Source organism: Nitrosospira sp. NpAV, from assembly GCF_000832065.1.
Taxonomy (GTDB): Bacteria; Pseudomonadota; Gammaproteobacteria; order Burkholderiales; family Nitrosomonadaceae; genus Nitrosospira.
In genome coordinates this window covers 271,214-291,327 of record NZ_JXQM01000008.1, presented here as the reverse complement: position 1 = coordinate 291,327, position 20,114 = coordinate 271,214, and the positions used below count along the sequence as shown (strand labels likewise).

Genomic DNA, 20,114 nt, shown 5'->3' with positions numbered 1-20,114 from the left:
GGAATGCGTGAAACCCGGATCACGCCAAATGATCGTTTAGTGATTTTTTGTCATTAATATTCCCATGATTTTAGTCACCGGCGGTGCTGGTTATATCGGTTCGCATACCTGCGTCGAATTGCTGAACGCAGGCTTTGATATCACGGTATTTGACAATTTCTGCAATAGTCATCCCGAGGCATTGGCGCGGGTGGAACGTATTACCGGCAAAAAATTGAATCTGGTGCAAGGCGACAGCCGGGATCGTGCTGCATTGGTATCCGCCTTGCGTGAGAGCGGCGCGAACGCGGTAATTCACTTCGCCGGCCTCAAGGCAGTGGGGGAGTCGGTCAACCAGCCGCTGGCATACTATGACAACAATGTGGTTGGGACGCTTCGCCTGCTGGAGGCGATGGGCGAGTGTGGGATACGGACGCTTGTATTCAGTTCTTCCGCCACGGTTTATGGCGATCCGCAGCGACTGCCGCTAAGCGAAGACCACCCGCTCTCGGCTACCAACCCGTACGGACGTACAAAACTGATGGTTGAGGAGATCTTGCGCGATCTGTACCGCAGCGACCCTGCTTGGCGATGCGGCATCTTGCGTTATTTCAATCCGGTGGGTGCGCATGCCAGTGGCTTGATTGGGGAAGATCCGCGGGGTATTCCCGATAACCTGATGCCCTTTGTAGCCCAGGTGGCAGTGGGACGACGAGAATATCTTAACGTATGGGGCAATGATTACCCGACTCCGGATGGCACCGGGGTACGGGATTATATCCATGTCGTGGATCTGGCGCTGGGGCATCTTAAGGCGTTGGAAGCGCTGGATGCTTTGGAGCGCCAGGGGCAAGGCGGGTGTATGACAATCAATCTCGGCACGGGCACGGGATATAGCGTACTGGATATGGTGCACGCTTTTGAAAAAGCAAGTGGACAGCCGGTACCCTACAGGATCGCTCCCCGGCGTCCCGGCGATGTCGCCTCCTGTTACGCCGATCCGGCGCTTGCATTGAATTTACTAGGTTGGCGGGCGGAGCTTGGATTGGACGCGATGTGCGCGGACGCTTGGCGCTGGCAGAACACTAACCCTGAAGGATATGGAAATTGAGTCGAAGCGCATACAAAAGATACTGCGAAAGTCCTTGCCTTAGCCTGGGGGGGGTCAAGTCTCTCGAAAACATAGTTGAGTGGCAGAGATTTCTGATGAGGCAAAGATGAAGTTAACCGATAACATAAATTATCCAAACTGGGAACTCTCATGTCGTTATTGATTCCTGTCGTGCTTTCCGGGGGTTCAGGCACCCGCTTGTGGCCACTCTCACGCGAAAAATATCCCAAGCAGCTTTTGCCGCTGATTGGAAATGACTCTCTATTACAGGCTACCGTGCGTCGCATGGAAGGATTGGCAGACATAGAACTCGGGGCACCGTTGGTGGTTTGCAATGAAGAATACCGCTTTGTAATCGCAGAGCAATTACGCTTGATAGGCAAGAAAGGTGCGATCCTGCTCGAGCCTGTAGGACGAAATACGGCGCCTGCCCTGACTTTGGCTGCCTTGGCGGTAATGCGAGAGGGGGCCGATCCGATTTTACTGGTCATGCCCGCAGATCATGTCATCGCGGATACAAAGCGTTTTCAGGCGGCGGTCCGCAAAGGTGTGGCGCTTGCCGATGAAGGCGCAGTGGTCACGTTTGGCATCAAGCCTGATTCTCCCGAAACAGGTTATGGCTATATCCAGTCCGGCGGGCCCATCGACCAGGATGGAACCTGTCGCATAGCGCGCTTTGTGGAGAAGCCCGACCTTGCCACGGCAGAGGCTTATCTTGATGCCGGTTCTTATTTTTGGAATAGTGGCTTATTTATGTTGCGAGCCTCGGTATGGCTCTCGGCCATCGGTTTCTGCCGGCCAGATATACTGACGGCGTGCCGTGCGGCCTGGGATCAGGGTTCAATCGATGGCGATTTTTTGCGTGTAAGCAGAGAGGCATTTACGCAGTGCCCGAGTGATTCGATCGACTATGCGGTCATGGAGCGTGTTACTGCCGGTGACAGTTCGCTGCCTATCGGCGCAGTCATTCCGCTGTCGGCCGACTGGTCCGACGTTGGCGCGTGGGATTCCTTGTGGGAAGTGCTGCCGAAGGACCAATGGGGCAATGTGTCGCAGGGTGACGTGATGTTACATGATTGTCATAACATGCTGGTCATGTCGGAAGACAGGCTGGTGGCATGCGTAGGCGTGGAGGATATGGTAGTCGTTGAAACGCCGGATGCGGTACTCATTGCCCATATGAGCAAAACCCAGGACGTCAAGAAAATTGTGGATAATCTTAAGCGTGAAGGGCGACCCGAGGTACAGTTGCACCGCAAGGTATTTCGTCCCTGGGGCTGGTATGATGGCATCGACGCCGGCGAGCGGTTTCAGGTAAAGCGTATTGTTGTCAAGCCGGGCGCCGCCTTGTCGCTGCAAATGCACCATCATCGTGCGGAACATTGGATTGTCGTGCGGGGCACCGCACACGTGACACGGGGAGATACAAGCTATCTGGTGTCCGAAAATGAATCCACTTTTATTCCATTAGGAACGCGCCATCGTTTGGAAAATCCGGGACGTGTCCCGCTCGAAATGATTGAGGTTCAGTCAGGCTCTTATCTGGGCGAAGATGATATCGTGCGCTTTGAAGATGTTTACGGGCGGTAGTGGGCCACCTGGAATGGAATAATCACTCCGCGTCGTTGCACCATGCCCTGCACCCAAAAACCGCATACACCACTCCCCCATCCAACTGCCGGTTAAGATTAGCGCAAGGTTTACCGTAAGACTCCCAAAGTCATAAACGCTGTCCGAGTCCCAGTCGGCAGCCAAACTCCCAAGACTGTTTCTAATTTCTTTTTCATCCCCTTCAATTGATGCGGCGCTGACGTCCCCTGGTTTTTCCTATTTCCAGCCACTTCAAAATGTGGCACCGCCGGTGCCAGTTTCCTTCCCACGCCAAAGCAATTATGCGTTTGTTTCAGCACAAGGCGGGTTGGCGATGCTTGTTTCCTCTAATATTGGCATGATTCGTGCTTTGATTTTCTTCATGAGATTGATTGCATCGTCACTTGTTTCTTTCTTACTAGCCCGATCGGTCTATTGGATAACTTCATCGCTTAGTGTAGCCTACCAACCATCGAGCTTCATCATTCCATTTTTTCCGGAGCTCGGTATTTTTAGTGTAAAAATATCCAAAAATTATTCTGTATTTCAGTTGCAATAGAATTACCGTATAGATGAGCTATATGGATGAGTTTGACGCAGGAATATTTGGAATACAAACTTAATAGGAGTAAGAACTATGATAAATTCTTCTTTGAAGCGGGCTGTTGCCGTGGCAATACTGGCGGGCGCCAGCGTCGGAGCTAACGCTGCGACCGATCTTGGCACATTGCCCGCCACCCCGCCCACGGGGTTTGCCGGCACCGTATTAGGAGGCGGGACGAGCTTTAGCGAGATCTTCACGTTTACCCTTTCGGAACCTAACATCGGTTCGAGTTACTTAGTGCAAAATGTCCCAACGACTGTCTCTCCAGCAGTAACCTTCGACGGCATTCTTTCCGCGATATCCCTTTTCTCGGCTGGGGCTAACGGAGTTGTTGGGGGGGGCGATGATACGCTTCTGGCATCAAGCGTGAATCCGGGGGGTGACTCTCTCAGCCTCGACTATGGCCAATCTCTATCCGGCGCGTCATATATCACCGTCAGCGGGATATCGAATGGTTCAGCGGGTGCCATCTTTGCCGGCCAAGTCGCCACAGTAGTTCCAGAACCCGAAACTTATGCCATGTTGCTGGCTGGTTTGGGGCTGATGGGTGCGGTTGTTCGGCGCCGGGGTACAAGCAAAACTTCCTAGTGGATCCAAGGGTGTTCTGCCCTGTTCAGGATTCATCATCACGGCCTCCGCTGGAGGCCGTTTCTTATTGAATCCGGGGTCCCGCGAAGCGGGAATCGGCTAGCGGGATGCTCGGGATGATGTCACATCCCTATGTAACTCCACATCCCGCTGCTGGGGTCAGGCCTTTCTGCGAACAAGGGTGCTTCACCCCATGGTCGCACTGTCCTGCTTCATCGCGCCTTGCCCTGTCCTCACGAAACCGCACCGCATCCTGCCTACGGCTGCAGTTTATTTTGCTTGAACTGGACACGCGCCTTCGCGATATTGGATTCCTTGCATACAGACGTGCCACCACTCCTTTGTTTGCTTACATTTTGTAACTTAACCCTAGGTACTTTCACGCTGATGCTGGGGTTTTGATGTCCTACGGGCAGGCAATGAGTAGAAGTCGGTTATTTCCGCTTTCGGGCAAACACGCATTTCCGCACCGTCGAACCGGTCCGAGAAGGTATGCAAGAATACGAGAATCTCAGAGAAGAGCTTTCGGAGGTGGATTCTTGATGTTTAACAGGAAATTTACTTACGATTCCCTGGTAGGCGCGATTGGACTCGAACCAACGACCCCCACCATGTCAAGGTGGTGCTCTAACCAGCTGAGCTACGCGCCTGGGAGGAACAGATTTTATCTGAAACAAGACAAGGGTTCAAACTATAATGCCAAGTTCTGGCAATGATGCGTATACAAGGCCATAAAGTGTTATACGAGCTTATGGAAAAAGTCAGGTTATCCAAACTCATGTCCCAACAAGGACTCTGCTCGCGCCGAGAAGCGGATAGCTACATCGAACGCGGATGGGTATTTGTGGACGGCGAGCGTGTCACTGAACTGGGCACGAAGATTTATCCCGTTCAGAAAATAAAGCTTAACCATGCAGCGCAAGCGCAACAATTGGGTCAAGTTACCATATTGCTGAATAAGCCTATCGGTTACGTTTCGGGGCAGCCGGAGCCGGGTTACCAGCCTGCCGTTAGTCTGATAAGCCGGGGATCCCGTTTTCACGGCGATCAAGCACCGCAACATTTCAGTCCAATGCATTTGAAAGGCTTGGCTCCGGCGGGCCGGCTGGATATTGATTCGTCGGGATTGCTGGTATTTACGCAGGACGGCCGCATTGCCAGGCAATTGATTGGCGAGGAATCAGGCGTTGACAAGGAATACCTGGTACGCGTGCAAGGAATGCTTTCGAAACATGCATTGAATCTGTTAAATCATGGCCTGAGCCTGGATGGCGAAGAATTAAAACATGCCGAGGTGAGCTGGCAGAATCAAGATCAATTACGCTTTATTTTACGCGAAGGCAAGAAACGCCAAATCCGTCGAATGTGCGAACTGGTAGGATTAAAAGTAACCGGGTTGAAGCGTATCCGCATTGGTAAGATAAGATTGGGTGATCTGCCGGTTGGAGCGTGGCGCTATTTGAAGCATGGCGAAGTATTTTAACTCGAGCAGGTCGTGGTATTTTTACCTCATGAGAGAATACTTAGGTACCATCTCTTACTGTGGGCTGTGTACGGTAGAATTAACGTAGTTCACTCCGTTCAGTATACGGATTACGGGAATAGAGGGTCCTAAATCCGGTAGCGGCTTTACCTGGAAAGGGACCGTCAATTAATAATAATATTGTTATAAATCAATATACTGAGCTATTAAATGAACGGTCAAACACGGATTTAGGATGATACTAGTCACGGGTGGCGCCGGATTCATCGGCACAAATTTTGTACTGGATTGGCTAGAGCAGTCTGACGAACCGATCATCAATCTCGATATACTGAACTATGCGGGTAATCTGGAGAATCTAGGCATACTGGCGGCGGATGAGCGACATACCTTTGTGCGGGGTGATATCGGGGATTCCGTATTGCTTAACAGCATACTGGAGCGCCATCAACCCCGTGCCATCATCAATTTCGCGGCGGAGAGCCATGTGGACCGCTCTATTCATGGTCCGGAGGACTTTATCCAGACCAATATCGTGGGCACCTTCCGGTTGCTGGAGGCTGGCAGAGCCTACTGGAACGGACTGAACGAAAAAGCAAAACAGGATTTTCGTTTTCTCCATGTTTCGACTGATGAAGTTTACGGCTCCTTGGCCAAAGACGAGCCGGCGTTTAATGAAACCCATCGTTACGAGCCCAATAGTCCCTATTCTGCAAGCAAGGCTGCCAGCGATCATCTGGTGCGCGCCTACCATCATACTTACGGCTTGCCTGTGTTGACCAGTAATTGTTCCAACAATTATGGACCGTATCAATTTCCGGAGAAACTCATTCCATTGATAATCGTCAACGCTCTCGCGGGCAAGCCATTGCCTGTGTATGGCGATGGCCAGCAGATCCGCGACTGGCTTTATGTGAAAGACCATTGCAGTGCGCTACGCCGCATGCTGGAAGCAGGCATTCCTGGTGAGACATACAACATAGGTGGCTGGAACGAGAAACCCAATATCGACATCGTGCATACCGTTTGCGCATTGCTGGATGCATTAAGACCCCTAACTATTGGGCCTTACCGCAGTTTAATCGCCTTTGTTACCGATCGCCCCGGCCATGATCGGCGCTACGCAATCGACGCAGGCAAGATTGAGCGTGAACTGGGCTGGAAACCTGTTGAAACTTTTGAAACCGGTATTCGTAAGACCGTCCAGTGGTACCTGGATAACCCGGCCTGGATCGGAAATGTGCAATCCGGCAGCTACCGGACATGGATTGACAAGAATTACGAGCGACGCGCTTGATGAAAATCCTGTTGTTCGGCAAAGATGGCCAGGTCGGCTGGGAGCTGCAGCGCAGCTTGGCCCCTTTGGGTGAATTGGTGGCGCTGGATTTTAATAGTCGGGAATTGTGCGGCGATTTCACGCAGCTTGATGGCATTGCCGAAACGGTTCGAACAATCGCTCCGAATGTAATCGTGAATGCCGCTGCGCATACTGCCGTGGACAAGGCCGAGAGCGAGCCGGAGCGAGTCCGCATCATCAATGCCTTGGCTCCCGCCACGCTCGCCTGTGAGGGCCATAAGTTGGGCGCGTGGCTGATCCATTACTCTACCGATTACGTTTTTGATGGCAGCGGAAGTAAGCCTTGGGTGGAGACCGATTCTACGGGACCCTTAAATGTCTATGGTTCCACCAAGCTGGAAGGCGAGGCGGCCATACTGGCCTCTGGCTGCAATCATCTGATCTTTCGTACCAGTTGGGTGTTTGCCGCACGGGGCGGCAACTTCGCGAAAACCATGTTGCACCTTGCCCGGGAACGTGAGCGCCTCACCGTTATCGATGATCAGATTGGTGCACCCACGGGTGGAGATCTACTCGCGGATGTCACTGCTCACGCTATCCGTAAAGCATTGCGCGAACAAAGCGTGTCCGGTCTCTATCATCTGGTTGCGGCGGGAGAGACCTCGTGGTACGGTTATGCCCGTTTCGTATTGAACCTGGCTCATCAAGCGGGAGTCAAACTCAAAGTTGCGCCAGAAAGTATTCAACCCATACCCGCCAGCGCATTTCCCTCGCCCGCCCCGAGACCCGCAAACTCACGGTTGGATACCAGAAAATTGCAGAGTACGTTCGATTTGAGTTTGCCTTTGTGGCAAACCGGCGTGGCACGTATGCTTACGGAAATTCTTGAGAATCAATCATGACCCAGCGTAAAGGCATTATTCTCGCCGGTGGCTCCGGCACACGGCTGTATCCGGTGACGAAGGCGGTTTCCAAGCAGCTGTTGCCCATCTACGATAAGCCGATGATCTATTATCCCCTGAGCACGCTCATGCTGGCGGGTATTTGCGACATCCTGATCATCTCCACTCCGCAAGATACGCCACGTTTTGAACAACTCCTGGGAGACGGGAGCGATTGGGGATTGAACTTGCACTATGCCGTGCAACCCAGCCCGGACGGATTGGCTCATGCCTTCACCATTGGCAGAAATTTTGTTGGGAATAGTCCCAGCGCGCTAGTTCTGGGCGATAACATTTTCTATGGCCACGATTTGCATGTGCAACTCAAACGCGCCATCTCAAGACCGGAAGGCGCAACCATATTTGCCTACCATGTACAAGACCCCGAGCGTTATGGCGTAGTCGCTTTTGATAGTCATCATCGAGTGACGTCGCTGGAAGAGAAGCCTTCTCAACCCCAAAGCAATTATGCCGTTACCGGACTGTATTTTTATGATAATCAGGTTACCGATATTGTAGCTAACCTCAGGCCTTCCGCGCGTGGTGAACTGGAAATAACCGATGTTAACCGTATCTATCTGGAGCGCGGCCAACTCAACGTTGAAATTATGGGCCGGGGTTATGCATGGCTGGATACGGGTACCCATGAAAGCCTGATAGAAGCAAGCAATTTCATTGAAACCATCGAACACAGGCAAGGTCTTAAGGTGGCCTGCCCGGAAGAGATCGCCTACCGTCAAGGTTTCATCAGCGCCGCGCAGCTTGAGAAACTTGCGCGACCACTGGCCAAAAATGGCTACGGTCAATATTTATTACGCTTATTGAAGGAGCGGGTAGTGGTATGAAAGCGGTTTCCACCTCCATTCCTGACGTCCTGATTATTGAGCCGAAAGTCTTTGGCGATAGCCGGGGTTTTTTCTTTGAAAGCTTCAATCTGAAGACTTTCAGTCAGGCCACCGGACTTGACGTGAATTTTGTGCAAGACAATCACAGCCGCTCGGTCAGGGGTGCGCTGCGTGGTTTGCACTACCAGATCCGGCAACCTCAGGGAAAGCTGGTGCGGGTAGTGCGCGGTGCGGTATTTGATGTCGCGGTAGATATCCGCAAATCTTCGCCAAGCTTTGGGCAATGGGTCGGAGTAGAATTAACCGAAGATAATTATCGTCAGGTATGGGTGCCGCCGGGATTTGCCCATGGTTTTTATGTACTTAGCGATAGCGCGGATTTCTTGTACAAAACGACGGACTACTATGTTCCTGATTTTGAGCGCAGCCTTGCATGGGACGACCCCGAGCTCGCCATCGCTTGGCCAATCGATAATGAGCACCTGGTCATTTCGGCCAAAGATAAGCAGGGAGCAAGTCTCGCCGATGCCGACCTATTTGCATAGGTTGCGCCCATTGGTTTCACCAAGCTTGTCACGATGAATCGGGCGCGGACGGATGTGGGTTATGTATCGTTTGAATCGGTGCTGGTAAACTAAATGGCAATAAATCAGATATTAGCCGCGCATAAGCTTGATGCAATCCACCATGAGCGATCCGAAATGAGGGCCTGGGTATGATAGAAACAACAAATGGCCGGGAATTCCCATTGCGGGAGGCACATGAGCTTGTCCGCGATTTGATGACGCCCAATCCCTGGATTTACTGGGGGGATTTTCTCTTTCATATCTCTCTGGGCTGGATTTCCTTTATAGCCGCCGTGTCGATGCCGCCGTTTTCCACCTGGCAGATCGTCGTTGCGATTATCGCCACATTTGCTTTTTATCGCGCGGCTATTTTTGTTCACGAACTGGCCCATTTGAAGAAGGGCACATTCGGCTTGTTTCGCTTGGTATGGAATACCATTTGCGGCATACCGTTGCTGGTCCCCTCTTTTACCTATGACGGTGTTCATAACGATCATCATAAGCGCGACGTCTACGGAACCAGTAAGGATGGTGAGTATATTCCCTTCGCTACCCAGAAGCCCGTGGCAATGGTCGGCTATGTCATGTTGTCGTTTATTTTGCCTTTTTTCTTCATTGTCCGTTTTCTCATCCTTACGCCTTTGTCTTATGTGATTCCCCCGCTGCGTAAGTTTATTTGGGAGCGGGCTTCCTCGCTTACCATCGATATGAGCTATAAACGTGCACAAAATGCCATCCGTAACGATACGCATTGGCGGCTGCAGGAGTTTGCCGCTTTTGTATTTGTAACAACGGCCTTTATCTGCATTGCGTTGGGTGTGCTGACCTATAAGGCTCTGGTTCTCTGGTACGTAATCGCAATGTTTATTTTCTTTGTGAATGCATTACGCACGCTTAGTGCCCATGCCTATCGTAACCCGGGTGATCATCAGATGGAATTTACCGAGCAATTTCTCGACTCCATCAATGTTCCGGGCAATTTATTCATTACCGCCTTATGGGCTCCTGTCGGCTTGCGCTATCATGCTACGCATCATCTTTTCATGAGCCTGCCCTATCATAATCTTGGCAAGGCGCAGAGGCGGCTGGTAAATGGTTTGAGTGACAATACCCTATACCTGAAGACCATGCGTACAGGCATGTGGGATGCGCTGCGGCGTATCTGGGGCGAAGCTTCGGCAGCAACCTCAGGGCGCGAGGTATCGTCTATATCCGGCGCTACATTGAACGATACCGTCGGTAGACGATAAAATGCGTGATAAAACGCATCCGTGAAAATCCGGAATCCAAGCCATTTTAACGGCCCGGGCTAAGGCTAAACCAGTCATGGAACGCTTATCTTATTGGGCCTTGTATACCCCTGACACGCGAAGCGATACGGGAGATCGAGGCTCAACTTTCTCCACGGTTGATTTTTACTACCCGCCTGCTATATCTGCTTCAGCAACGTTTTTACCTCTTCGATATGACGAAAGCTTTTCCCGGTAGCGAGCAATTGTTCAAGCTCCCTGCGGGCTTTAGCTTTGTCGCCGGCTTTAACCAATCCGAGCGCAAAGTGATAACGGATTTCAACGATATCCGGTGCCAGGGAAGTTGCTTTCTGCAAGAGCGGCAGCCCCCGCGTAACATTGCCTTGCTCCACTAATATCCATCCCAGGGTATCCAGGACTGCTGGGCTATCCGGAGCCAGCTTATAGGCCTTTTCGGCATATTCCAGGGACAGCGGATCTTTTTCCTGCTGGTAAGCTGTCGCAAGGTTGTTCAATGCCGGCACATAGTCGGGATTTTTCCGTAGGATGATTTGATATTGCTCTATGGCGGGTTTCATCTGCCCGTCCGCGAGGTAGACCCCGGCAAGATACATACGGGCCGATCCATCATCAGGCCGCTCCTTCATCCATTGGTGCAGTCGGACGTTTGCTTCCTTGCTTTTTCCGGCTTGGCTAAGCGATGCATGCAATTTGATCATTAATGATGGGTCTTTATTGAGCGCCAATGCGTGCTCATAAGCCTTCGCAGCGGCTGAGGGGTTTTTCTGTTGCATCTGCAGATCCCCTTCCGCGATGTAACCTCCCGGTGATTTTGCGTGCTGTTTTTGAATCTCCCGGGAAATTGCGATGGCCCTTTCATTATTTCCTTTGCGCGACTCGATCATGACCTGCGCCAGTCGTGCATCCAGATAATCCGGCTTTAGCGCCAGCGCTTTTCTGAGGGCGTCGGATGCGGCAGACCAGTTTTCTGCCGCGATGTGAAGGGAAGCGATACGGAACTGCGCGAGAGGAGATTCCGGCGTCATGGCAGCAAGTTTATTATAGCTTTCCAGGGCGGCTGCTTTATCGTCGTTGGCAAATTGAGCCTGTGCCAGTAAATCCAGCACCTCCGCGTTGCCCGTGTGCGTAGCTTGCAGTTTCTTCAGAAGATTCAGGGCTTTCTGTTTTTCTCCGATGCGTAGATAGTGAGTTGCCAGAACCATGGCGGGCTGGAGCGCGTTCGGATTTTCCTGGCTCGCTCGTTCCAGCCATGTGGTCGCTTCCTTATTCTGTCCCTGATTGAGAGCAAGGCCGGATAGCGCCGTCATGGCCTGAATGTTCTTTTTGTCTTTTTGGAGAATGGCCTCGAAGCGCTTTTTGGCGGCATCCGGTTTTTTGTCCTGTAGATCAAGCTGGGCGAGATTTGCCACCGCGGGAAAGTAGGTCGGCTGGATGGAAAGGGCCTTTTCAAAACTTGCCCGTGCGTTAGGCGTATCTTTTTTGCTGAGGTAGATACCTCCTTTCAGATTTTGAATAAAGGGATTGTCTGGGTGTTCCTTTTCAAGGGTTCTCGCCACAGCCAGCGCCTTGTCGAACTCTTTGAGGCGAAGATGAGTCATGACCAACAAAATGCCTGCGTGAGCGGACTTGGGGTCCAGTTTTGTCGCCTTCTCCAACTCGGCTACGGCGCGGGAGCTATCCCCCTCTCCCAGCCGGCTCATGCTTAGTGCGGTATGGAGCATCGCGCTTTCCGGCGCGATACGACTGGCCTTTTCATAATATTCCGTTGCCTTGGCAAAATCCTTGGCCTGCATATAGGACTCGCCCGCGAGGGCAAATAATTGAGGATCTTCCTGCACATTTTTGAGTGCGGGAGCCAGCAAGGCGATCGCGCGCTGTGGCTGGCGGTTTTTCAGTAAAACTGAAACCATTAATTTGCGTGCATAGAGATTCCCCGGATCTCTGTCCAAATAGAATTTCAAATGTTGCTCTGCCTGTGGCAACGATCCCAGTTCAAGCTGAACAGCTCCTGCAAGCAGGACGCTAGGCAAGTGTTCCGGCGATTTGCTGAGTACCTGTTGCAAGGATTCCAACGCGGCTGTGTGTTTTTTCTGAGTAAAATCCAGCAGCGCTTGCGTATAAAAGACAATCAGGTTGCCGGGCGTCACCTTGCGTGCCGCGTCGATATCCGCCTTGGCTGCTTCAAATTTTCCGGTATTAATCTCTATGAAGGCTTTATTGATTAATGCAGAGGAATTATTGGGCCTTAACTTCACAACCCGATCATAGGCCGCAAGAGCTGGATCATTTTTTCCTTGGACGCGTAACAGGTCGCCCCTGAAAAGCCATGCCTCGGCATCGTCCGGATTCCGGGTTACGGCTTGTTCGGCAAAGCGCATTGCCGCCTCCATATCCTTTTCCGAGATCGAATATCTCGCCATTCCGATTAACGCATCCGGAAAGTCCGGCTTGTTCTCAAGCGCCTGCTCGAATAGCTCCTTGGCTTCCTTTGTTTTACCTAATGCCAGGAAAGCGTTTCCTCGCAATGTCGAAATTTCAGCAGAATTCTTGTTGTCGGAAAGTTGGTTCGTTTCATCCAGAACCTTTTGGAATTGGCCCAGATTTAGCAACGTTTTACCCAGATCGGGTAATACCTTTGTGGGGCTCATTCCCAGGGCCAGAGCTCTGCGGAGTTCCTTTTCGGCTGATTGCAATTCACCGGTTTTGTTGTAAATCGCGCCCAGGAGATAACGGGCTTCGGCATCATCCGGATTTTTCTGCAATACATTTTTAAGCTGGATAATGGCAGCCTTGTCATCCCCCTTTTGCTGATACTGTTTCGCATCGGACATTAGCTTCTGGGCATCCTCGGTTTTGCCACAGCCAACAATGCCTGCCCCAATCAGTGCAATCGAGGTCACAAGCGTCAATAAGTTTTTGGTTGCGGTCGCGACGCTTAGGTTACGCATAAATCTTCCCTTTTCCGTTAGCGATTGTAACTATATTAAACCCAGATAATCCATCAGGCCCTGCAAATCTGCGCGAATGCGGGAGTCAGCTTGCGGCCATTTTACTCCCTGCCCGGCGCCCACAGACCAAGCGATGGATTTCTTCCATCGGCAAAACTGTCTCGCAGCCTGCCTGCCATTATCTTGCGTTCTAATGAATTGTCCAGGTTGAACGCGGATTCAAGAACCGGATGCCTATCTCGGAAGTGTAGTGGCCGGCTGTCGAAAATCATGCGTGTATGCCTTGATCATTCATGGATGAAGTGATGAGAAGATTTCATCTACGGTAAAAATCGTGGTGATGCCCGCCTGTGTTATTTATAGCATGTGAACAGCTGCCGCGCAGCAGCTTTGTCTTTTGATTGGCGTTATCAGGGAAAATGCGCGTTTATCTGTCATCTTATCACCATCGTTACCCGGTATGATATGCTCGTGCATGCAGAATTGAATTGGCCTTTAGTACAGGTTACTTTATGAGAGTTCAGGGCGATAATGTATGACGTAGCGATTATTATGTTGCCATGAACAATAATGGAGGGGAGATACAATTATGAGTGTAGTAGCTGTGGTGGGATTGGGTTATGTGGGATTGCCCCTGGCGGTTGAATTCGGCAAGAAGCGGCGGACGATTGGTTACGATCTCTCCACCAGCAAAGTCGAGAGTTACAAACGTTGCATAGACCCCACCGGCGAAGTCGCGGTTGATGACTTTCAGGCCGCAAGTCAACTTTCTGTCACCACGGACCCTTCAGAGCTGGCGCAGGCCGATTATATCGTGGTGGCGGTGCCGACCCCTGTGGATCTTGCCCATCAGCCCGATTTTGCGTCGCTCGCCGGCGCCAGTCAGACCGTAGGCAAATATATGAAGCGGGGAGCGATCGTTATCTATGAGTCCACGGTTTATCCCGGGGCGACGGAGGAGGTTTGTATTCCGGTGCTGGAGAAACATTCCGGCATGAAATGGAAAAATGATTTTCACGTCGGCTTTTCTCCGGAACGCATCAATCCCGGTGACAAACAGCATACGCTGACCACTATCTTGAAGGTCGTGTCTGGAGATGACGACGACACGCTGGGGAAAATTGCTGCGCTTTATGAAAGCGTGATTTCCGCCGGCGTCTACCGCGCATCCAGCATCAAGGTCGCGGAAGCGGCGAAGGTGATCGAGAACACGCAACGTGACCTGAATATCGCATTGATGAATGAGCTTGCCATCATTTTCGATAAGCTGGATATTGACACGCTGGAAGTTCTCCAGGCTGCCGGCACCAAATGGAATTTTCTCCCATTTCGTCCCGGCTTGGTAGGTGGGCATTGCATTGGCGTAGACCCTTATTATCTTACCCACAAGGCGGAGATGATCGGCTATATACCCCAGGTTATCCTGGCTGGGCGCCGTATTAATGACAGCATGGCAAAATTCGTCGCGGAACAAACCATAAAACAGATCATCAAGGCTGACATCAACGTCCGGGGTGCGCGAGTGAATGTTCTCGGACTATCTTTCAAGGAAAACTGCCCCGACCTGAGGAACTCCAAAGTTGCCGATTTGATTCATGAGCTTAAATCCTACGGAGTTGAGATCCACGTTCATGATCCCGTTGCGGATCCTGAAGAAGCTCGTCATGAATATGGTTTGGAACTTGAATCATGGGAAAGTCTTCCCTGCGCGGATGCGATAATCGTGGCGGTTTCGCATCGGGAATTTACCGGCAGGCCCTTGACCGATTTTCAATCCAAAATTACCGATAAAGGGTGCTTTATTGACGTTAAGTCCCAGCTCGATCAAACAGCGCTACACGCGGCCGGTTTTAACGTCTGGCGTCTTTGAAAAAGCCGGCCGGCAGAATATGACAAGCTATCAAAATGTCCTGCGGCATCTGGAAGATCATCAATATCGTTGGCTGGTTACGGGCGTTGCGGGCTTTATCGGCTCTAATCTGCTGGAAACCTTGCTTAAGTTGAACCAGAAAGTGGTGGGGTTGGATAATTTCTCGACTGGCTATCCGCATAACCTTGAGCAAATAAAAGCGCTGATTGGAGAAGAGTCCTGGCGGAATTTCAGTTTGATTGAGGGGGATATTCGCCAGCTGGAAGTTTGCAGGGACGCATGCAAGGGTGTGGATTACGTATTGCATGAAGCAGCTCTTGGATCCGTGCCGCGTTCCATTCAGGACCCTATCCGTACAAACGAAAGCAATATTTCGGGTTTCCTGAATTTGCTGGTGGCGTCGCGCGACGCCTCTGTAAAGTGTTTTGTCTACGCAGCATCCAGTTCCACCTACGGCGATCACCCTGATTTGCCTAAAATTGAATCGGTGATTGGCCGGCCGCTCTCTCCTTACGCTGTGACCAAGTATGTTAACGAACTTTATGCCGAGGTATTTGCGCGTTGTTATGGCATGAAATCCATCGGGTTACGTTATTTTAATGTCTTTGGTCCAAGACAGGACCCGAATGGTGCTTACGCGGCAGTGATTCCTCAATGGATCGCTGCACTCATCAGAAACAAGACGCTATATATCAATGGGGACGGTGAAACCAGCCGGGATTTCTGTTTTATCGAAAATGTTATTCAAGCCAATCTTCTGGCGGCACTGACCGAGAATCCCGAGGCGGTCAATCAAATCTACAACGTGGCAATTAATGAACGTACCAGCCTCAATCAACTTTATGAAATGATGCGCGTGTTGCTTCTGGAAAAATTCCCCCACCTCCAGCATCATAAGCCGGAATACGTGGATTTTCGCAAGGGAGATGTACGGCATTCACAGGCCGATATTTCCAAGGCTGCCAGGCTGCTGGGTTTTGCGCCGACCCATCGGATCGATGAAGGGCTCAAGCAAGCGCTGGATTGGTATATCGCTCATCTTGCATCCGAGAAGAACGGCGATGCAAATAAGTAACATTAGGGGGGCTGCGGTCCTGGCGAAGCAGGGCATGCTAGCTCAGACTAATCCTCCCATTTCCCCGCTTCCATCAACTTGTTTTTAAGGCCGGGCAGAGGAAAGCCAAGTTCGTAGGCTTTCTTTGCATAAGTTCTTGCCTGCCCATAATCTTTTTTCTGTGCGTAGAGCAGACCGAGATTGTAGTTAATGGTCGGGTCTTCCGGTTGAAGGTTAACGGCTACATTGAGTTGATCGATGGCTTTATCCGGTTGCCCAAGTTTCAGCAGATAATTGCTGTATACCGCTCGAACTGCGGTGTCGTTGGGCTTGAAGCGGATAGCGCGGTCAAAATAGCACTCAACGGAATACTTTGCTCCCACCGGTTTTACGGTCTTGTCTCTGAGGGCGAGTTTTACAAGCGCTGCCAATGCCCGATGATGGTTGGGAAAAGCCCTGAGCGTATAGTCCAGTTCCCCCCCGACATGCCCGGAATTTCCCCTCACCAGATTCTCGATGTTAGGGGTAAAGTGGTATTGTTCAACGATGGCCAGGTTCTTCTGCCGGTCATTGGAATCAGTGTAATCATAAGGTCCATAAGCGTTTTCCAATTCTCCGCAATGAGGCGCCGCCTGCAGATTTAGGGAAATTGCGGAGATCATTAATGCCGTTAGGCAGGATACTAGTTTCATAAAAGGCTCCTTCCAGGTAAATAGTCCGATCCGGATAATTGGCAACGATTCACGGTCAGGCGCGCTGAGCCACGTCATCAAGAAGGGCGCTCAATTCCTTTGTTCTTGATCTGCGCGAAGCTGCTAGTGCATTTTCCATCGATGCGATGGGGGCCTTATTTCCTTTGATCAATGCCAGAAAACGTGGCAGTTCCCGCATGATATCATTCTTGGAATCCAGGGGCGCTATCGTGTCGATTCCCACGCTGATTAATGCCGCGGCGGTATTCCCGGCTGGGTCCGTCAAGGCCAGAATGGGTCGGCGGGCACGCAGATACTCATACAGTTTTGCGGGGATCTGATTATTACAATTGGATGCCTGAAGAATCAGCAGACCGTCCGCAGCCAGCATTTCGGATAAGGCCTCCCGATAGGAAATGGGGGGCGCAAGCGAGACAATATCGCCAATCTTGTATCGATCTATCAGTTGAAGAAGGTAGCTATCGTGAGCGGTGGCTCGCAGGATGACGTGAAGATCCGTGTGAGAAATCAATCCTTGCCCGGCGAGGACCGCCAAGGCTTCGAAGAATTGTGTAGGGTCACGTTCAGAAGGATAAATAATCCCGCTATGTAACAGTACCAGCCGGGTATTTTTTTTTTGTTCCTTTATCAGATTTGCCTCAGCCGCGGTAAAATTTTCCTCATCGTATCCATTCTCGATGAGATGGAAGCGCGAAGCGGGCGTTTGTGGAAATCTTTTTTTATAATCGTCAACCGCACCGGGCGTAGTGAGAATCGCTTTGGTGCAGTAATTGACCGATTCTCTCTCGATCCACTGAAACGTCTGGCGAGTGAGTCGATCGGGTGGATAGTCTATATCGGTCATTGGATCCCTGAAATCCGCAACCCAGGGCAGCCCGGTCAATCGAGACAGACTGAGACCGATCAAATGCGCGGTCGCGATTGGGTAAGTTGACCAGATGACATCGGGCCGATATTTCCGGATCAGATACAAGCCCATGGGCACGGCTCCAAGCGACCAGGAGATCCAGCGGTCCGGCAAAGCCAGCAGAGCCGGGTACCGCCCCATGAACGACAAGTGCCTGGACGTATCCAGACCAAATGCCCGATATACCGCTACCCGCTCCCCGACTTCACCGGCCTGATCGTCGCCGATGCTGGAATAGGTCCGGGGATGGGCAGTCAGTACGATGGGTTCCCAGTCAAATTCGGGTAGATACCTGGAGAATTTCAGGGTTCGCAGGATGCCGCTACTTCCGCGCATCGGAGGAAAATGGAATGCGATCATCAGGACTCTTTTCACCACGATTGAATCCATTCCCTTGTCCAGGCCGCGACCTGATCACGCCATTCGCGCCGCGAGAAGGTATGGGTGGCCTCAGGTAAATCCACCCGGGACACGCGTGGGGAAGCCAGCAATTTTTGCCACGAGGGTGAATCGTTGACCATGCCCAGAAACTCCTGAGCAGTGAGGTCATTGCCGCTGGTTATCAGAAGTAGTTTTCCTTCGAAACGGCTGAGTCCGGTGAACATCCGCTCCGGCAGGGGAGCGCGATCGCAAGATTTGATCCCTTCGGTGTTCGTGATTGCCACAGCGCTTTTTTTTCTTTTCAAGACTGTGCCGGCCGTTTTCAGGAACGATTGACCCGCCTCCGAATAATTGAAGCGTCCCTGCAATATCTTGCTCCATAAGCGCGGCTCAAATAGCCGGGCGATATAATAATGTTTCAGATAGGCCTTGGCAGCCCCCTCGTCTGTTCGTGCCCACGGGTTGAGCAGTACCAGTCCTGTTACGCGTTTATCCTGAGGAGCGTAGAAAAGCGCGGCCGACGCGGCATCACATAATCCCCAGATCACCAGTTCGTTAAGAGATGGAACTTCCTTGAGAAAACTATCGATCGCGCAACGCAGATCATCGTCCAGGTCTTCGAACGTCCGCACATCCCCTTCGCTATCGCCCATTCCCCGATAATCAAAACGCAAGACGGGCACACCTTGAGCGGCAAGGTGGCGGGCAAGCAAGGTGAATTGGCGGTGGCTTCCAACCCGATATTGTGGTCCGCCCACCACGATCAGCACACCTCTGGAAACTGAGGACTCGGGCAAGCTCAAAATGCCGTATAACCAATTGCCGTTACACGGAAAAGTAAGCGTACGTTCCTCGAAGTTCATGGAGCGCCATCAGCAAAAACGTTTGTCGTAGCCGATACCAGTTCAGCGCATTCCGAAATTTCCTGAGTAGCCCAGAATGGCGGGCACGGCACAAGGTGCACATGCAAATCGACCCCATCCTCTTTCCAAGCACTTACCACTTTGGCTCCGGCGGGCGCCATGGGACGCTCCGGCTCGGCCACGATCTCGAACCAGTGAATGGGATTTCGCGTTACAATGAGTTCAGCTGCTTTCAGCGAATCAATAGCGGCGGCCAAATCCGGTGCAAGCTCATAACCAGCCACCTCAAGAATTTCCCCCTTCTCAAGGGTAGCGCGCATCGCATGCGTTCCGGATGCTTTCTGGCTACCTTCGCTGCCTGAGAGCATTTCGTTGGCCAGCCGCAGACGCAGAAACTGGGTAAGAAACAATTCTCCGCTAATTACCGGTTGCCACAGAATGATCTTGTCAACCGCGTTTTCAGGATTCCTGGCAAAGTCCAATGCCAGTAGCGCACCCAAACGCAGACCCCAAAGGCTGACCGGGCCAGTCGCCTTACTTTCCAACCAGTTTCTTGCAGCAACCAAATCCTGTTTCCAAATATTCCAGCGAGCCTCCACGAATTCGCCGCTGCTATCGCCGCAGCCAAAAAGATCGATCTGCAATACGCCAAATCCGATCGCGGCAAAGGCCCTTGCCTGCATCGCCGCCATGCGGCGGGATTTGTTCATCTCTTCGCCAAAAGGATGAACATAGATTAATACGCCGCGGCATTCCCTGTCGGGATGAGGGCCGTGGTAAAGACAGAACCGTTCTCCGGCACCGGTTTTCAGAAAGAAAGACTCGGCGGGGAGAGTGTCGGGTAATCCATTCATTCAGCCAGTTTCTGCTCGACGAAGCGGGTCAGGCTGCCAAGGGTCTCGAAAGTGCTCGCGCTGATCTCATCATCGTCCACGGTAATGCCAAAGTGCTCTTCCAAAGCTGTGATCACATTCACAACCGCCATTGAATCCAATTCGGGGAGATTTCCCAGCAAGATTGAATCCTCATTGAGGGAGTCTTTTCGCTCACCGAGACTCAATACATCGGACAGAATGTTTTTTACTTCTTCAAGGTACTGCATT

The 20,114-nt window shown here is 51.6% G+C and carries 17 protein-coding genes and 1 tRNA gene; 11 read left to right on the top strand and 7 right to left on the bottom strand.

Annotation, left to right across the window (positions count from 1 at the left end; all coding sequences use genetic code 11):
• The first annotated feature begins 64 nt into the window (after positions 1-64).
• From galE to SQ11_RS07120, 3 genes are all read left to right on the top strand, one after another.
• Positions 65-1,090, top strand: coding sequence for a UDP-glucose 4-epimerase GalE (galE, locus tag SQ11_RS07130; protein WP_041513439.1), 1,026 nt, complete (start codon positions 65-67; stop codon positions 1,088-1,090).
• A gap of 150 nt (positions 1,091-1,240) precedes the next feature.
• Positions 1,241-2,680, top strand: coding sequence for a mannose-1-phosphate guanylyltransferase/mannose-6-phosphate isomerase (locus SQ11_RS07125; RefSeq protein ID WP_041513438.1), 1,440 nt, complete (start codon positions 1,241-1,243; stop codon positions 2,678-2,680).
• Positions 2,681-3,317: 637 nt separating this feature from the next.
• The gene (locus tag SQ11_RS07120) at positions 3,318-3,872 is read left to right on the top strand and encodes an FxDxF family PEP-CTERM protein (protein WP_041513437.1); all 555 of its coding nucleotides are present in this window, start codon (positions 3,318-3,320) and stop codon (positions 3,870-3,872) included.
• A 573-nt stretch (positions 3,873-4,445) separates the two neighbouring features.
• Here the strand turns inward: SQ11_RS07120 and SQ11_RS07115 are convergent.
• Positions 4,446-4,522, bottom strand: a tRNA-Val gene (locus tag SQ11_RS07115).
• Positions 4,523-4,623: 101 nt separating this feature from the next.
• Between SQ11_RS07115 and SQ11_RS07110 the strand changes: the two genes are divergently transcribed.
• The 6 genes from SQ11_RS07110 (at position 4,624) to SQ11_RS07085 (ending at position 10,254) form a co-directional block, all read left to right on the top strand.
• On the top strand, positions 4,624-5,355 hold the full coding sequence (locus SQ11_RS07110) for a pseudouridine synthase (RefSeq protein ID WP_041513491.1): 732 nt from the start codon (positions 4,624-4,626) through the stop codon (positions 5,353-5,355).
• Positions 5,356-5,590: 235 nt separating this feature from the next.
• Complete coding sequence (rfbB, locus tag SQ11_RS07105) at positions 5,591-6,652, top strand: dTDP-glucose 4,6-dehydratase (RefSeq protein ID WP_041513436.1); 1,062 nt, start codon at positions 5,591-5,593, stop codon at positions 6,650-6,652.
• The gene (gene rfbD / locus SQ11_RS07100; protein ID WP_041513435.1) at positions 6,652-7,554 is read left to right on the top strand and encodes a dTDP-4-dehydrorhamnose reductase; all 903 of its coding nucleotides are present in this window, start codon (positions 6,652-6,654) and stop codon (positions 7,552-7,554) included. Before rfbB ends, rfbD begins: the two co-directional genes overlap by 1 nt.
• Positions 7,551-8,438, top strand: coding sequence for a glucose-1-phosphate thymidylyltransferase RfbA (gene rfbA / locus SQ11_RS07095; RefSeq protein ID WP_041513434.1), 888 nt, complete (start codon positions 7,551-7,553; stop codon positions 8,436-8,438). The genes rfbD and rfbA overlap by 4 nt, the downstream gene beginning before the upstream one ends.
• Entirely contained in the window at positions 8,435-8,983 is a 549-nt protein-coding gene (gene rfbC / locus SQ11_RS07090; protein ID WP_041513433.1) for a dTDP-4-dehydrorhamnose 3,5-epimerase, read from the top strand. The genes rfbA and rfbC overlap by 4 nt, the downstream gene beginning before the upstream one ends.
• Positions 8,984-9,153: 170 nt before the next feature.
• Entirely contained in the window at positions 9,154-10,254 is a 1,101-nt protein-coding gene (locus tag SQ11_RS07085; RefSeq protein ID WP_041513432.1) for a fatty acid desaturase, read from the top strand.
• Positions 10,255-10,433: 179 nt separating this feature from the next.
• Here SQ11_RS07085 and prsT read toward each other — a convergent pair whose 3' ends face one another.
• On the bottom strand, positions 10,434-13,223 hold the full coding sequence (gene prsT / locus SQ11_RS07080) for an XrtA/PEP-CTERM system TPR-repeat protein PrsT (RefSeq protein ID WP_052494041.1): 2,790 nt from the start codon (positions 13,221-13,223) through the stop codon (positions 10,434-10,436).
• A gap of 589 nt (positions 13,224-13,812) precedes the next feature.
• Between prsT and SQ11_RS07075 the strand changes: the two genes are divergently transcribed.
• Positions 13,813-15,093: a nucleotide sugar dehydrogenase gene (locus SQ11_RS07075; RefSeq protein WP_041513431.1), complete on the top strand. Its 1,281-nt coding sequence runs from the start codon at positions 13,813-13,815 to the stop codon at positions 15,091-15,093.
• 19 nt (positions 15,094-15,112) lie between these two features.
• Positions 15,113-16,168, top strand: a complete 1,056-nt coding sequence (locus SQ11_RS07070) for an NAD-dependent epimerase/dehydratase family protein (protein WP_041513430.1) — start codon at positions 15,113-15,115, stop codon at positions 16,166-16,168.
• 47 nt (positions 16,169-16,215) lie between these two features.
• Here SQ11_RS07070 and SQ11_RS07065 read toward each other — a convergent pair whose 3' ends face one another.
• Genes SQ11_RS07065 through SQ11_RS07045 form a run of 5 tightly spaced genes read right to left on the bottom strand, consistent with a single transcriptional unit; the run spans position 16,216 to position 20,113 of the window.
• Positions 16,216-16,839, bottom strand: a complete 624-nt coding sequence (locus tag SQ11_RS07065) for a tetratricopeptide repeat protein (RefSeq protein ID WP_041513489.1) — start codon at positions 16,837-16,839, stop codon at positions 16,216-16,218.
• A gap of 55 nt (positions 16,840-16,894) precedes the next feature.
• Entirely contained in the window at positions 16,895-18,145 is a 1,251-nt protein-coding gene (locus SQ11_RS07060; protein WP_084226766.1) for a glycosyltransferase, read from the bottom strand.
• Positions 18,139-19,011: a hydrolase 1, exosortase A system-associated gene (locus SQ11_RS07055; RefSeq protein ID WP_041513429.1), complete on the bottom strand. Its 873-nt coding sequence runs from the start codon at positions 19,009-19,011 to the stop codon at positions 18,139-18,141. The genes SQ11_RS07060 and SQ11_RS07055 overlap by 7 nt, the downstream gene beginning before the upstream one ends.
• Positions 19,008-19,865, bottom strand: a complete 858-nt coding sequence (locus SQ11_RS07050; RefSeq protein ID WP_041513428.1) for a hydrolase 2, exosortase A system-associated — start codon at positions 19,863-19,865, stop codon at positions 19,008-19,010. Before SQ11_RS07050 ends, SQ11_RS07055 begins: the two co-directional genes overlap by 4 nt.
• Positions 19,862-20,113, bottom strand: a complete 252-nt coding sequence (locus SQ11_RS07045; protein ID WP_041513427.1) for an acyl carrier protein — start codon at positions 20,111-20,113, stop codon at positions 19,862-19,864. The genes SQ11_RS07050 and SQ11_RS07045 overlap by 4 nt, the downstream gene beginning before the upstream one ends.
• Position 20,114: the final 1 nt, after the last annotated feature.

What these genes read in the sequence shown, in the direction of transcription:
- SQ11_RS07125 (WP_041513438.1), top strand. Translation starts at nt 1,241, where the DNA reads ATGTCGTTATTGATTCCTGTCGTGCTTTCCGGGGGTTCAGGCACCCGC.
- rfbD (WP_041513435.1), top strand. Translation starts at nt 6,652, where the DNA reads ATGAAAATCCTGTTGTTCGGCAAAGATGGCCAGGTCGGCTGGGAGCTG.
- SQ11_RS07075 (WP_041513431.1), top strand. Translation starts at nt 13,813, where the DNA reads ATGAGTGTAGTAGCTGTGGTGGGATTGGGTTATGTGGGATTGCCCCTG.
- SQ11_RS07065 (WP_041513489.1), bottom strand. Translation starts at nt 16,839, where the DNA reads ATGAAACTAGTATCCTGCCTAACGGCATTAATGATCTCCGCAATTTCC.
- SQ11_RS07055 (WP_041513429.1), bottom strand. Translation starts at nt 19,011, where the DNA reads ATGAACTTCGAGGAACGTACGCTTACTTTTCCGTGTAACGGCAATTGG.
- rfbB (WP_041513436.1), top strand. Translation starts at nt 5,591, where the DNA reads ATGATACTAGTCACGGGTGGCGCCGGATTCATCGGCACAAATTTTGTA.
- SQ11_RS07120 (WP_041513437.1), top strand. Translation starts at nt 3,318, where the DNA reads ATGATAAATTCTTCTTTGAAGCGGGCTGTTGCCGTGGCAATACTGGCG.
- SQ11_RS07070 (WP_041513430.1), top strand. Translation starts at nt 15,113, where the DNA reads ATGACAAGCTATCAAAATGTCCTGCGGCATCTGGAAGATCATCAATAT.
- galE (WP_041513439.1), top strand. Translation starts at nt 65, where the DNA reads ATGATTTTAGTCACCGGCGGTGCTGGTTATATCGGTTCGCATACCTGC.
- prsT (WP_052494041.1), bottom strand. Translation starts at nt 13,223, where the DNA reads ATGCGTAACCTAAGCGTCGCGACCGCAACCAAAAACTTATTGACGCTT.
- SQ11_RS07050 (WP_041513428.1), bottom strand. Translation starts at nt 19,865, where the DNA reads ATGAATGGATTACCCGACACTCTCCCCGCCGAGTCTTTCTTTCTGAAA.
- rfbA (WP_041513434.1), top strand. Translation starts at nt 7,551, where the DNA reads ATGACCCAGCGTAAAGGCATTATTCTCGCCGGTGGCTCCGGCACACGG.
- SQ11_RS07085 (WP_041513432.1), top strand. Translation starts at nt 9,154, where the DNA reads ATGATAGAAACAACAAATGGCCGGGAATTCCCATTGCGGGAGGCACAT.
- SQ11_RS07045 (WP_041513427.1), bottom strand. Translation starts at nt 20,113, where the DNA reads ATGCAGTACCTTGAAGAAGTAAAAAACATTCTGTCCGATGTATTGAGT.
- rfbC (WP_041513433.1), top strand. Translation starts at nt 8,435, where the DNA reads ATGAAAGCGGTTTCCACCTCCATTCCTGACGTCCTGATTATTGAGCCG.
- SQ11_RS07110 (WP_041513491.1), top strand. Translation starts at nt 4,624, where the DNA reads ATGGAAAAAGTCAGGTTATCCAAACTCATGTCCCAACAAGGACTCTGC.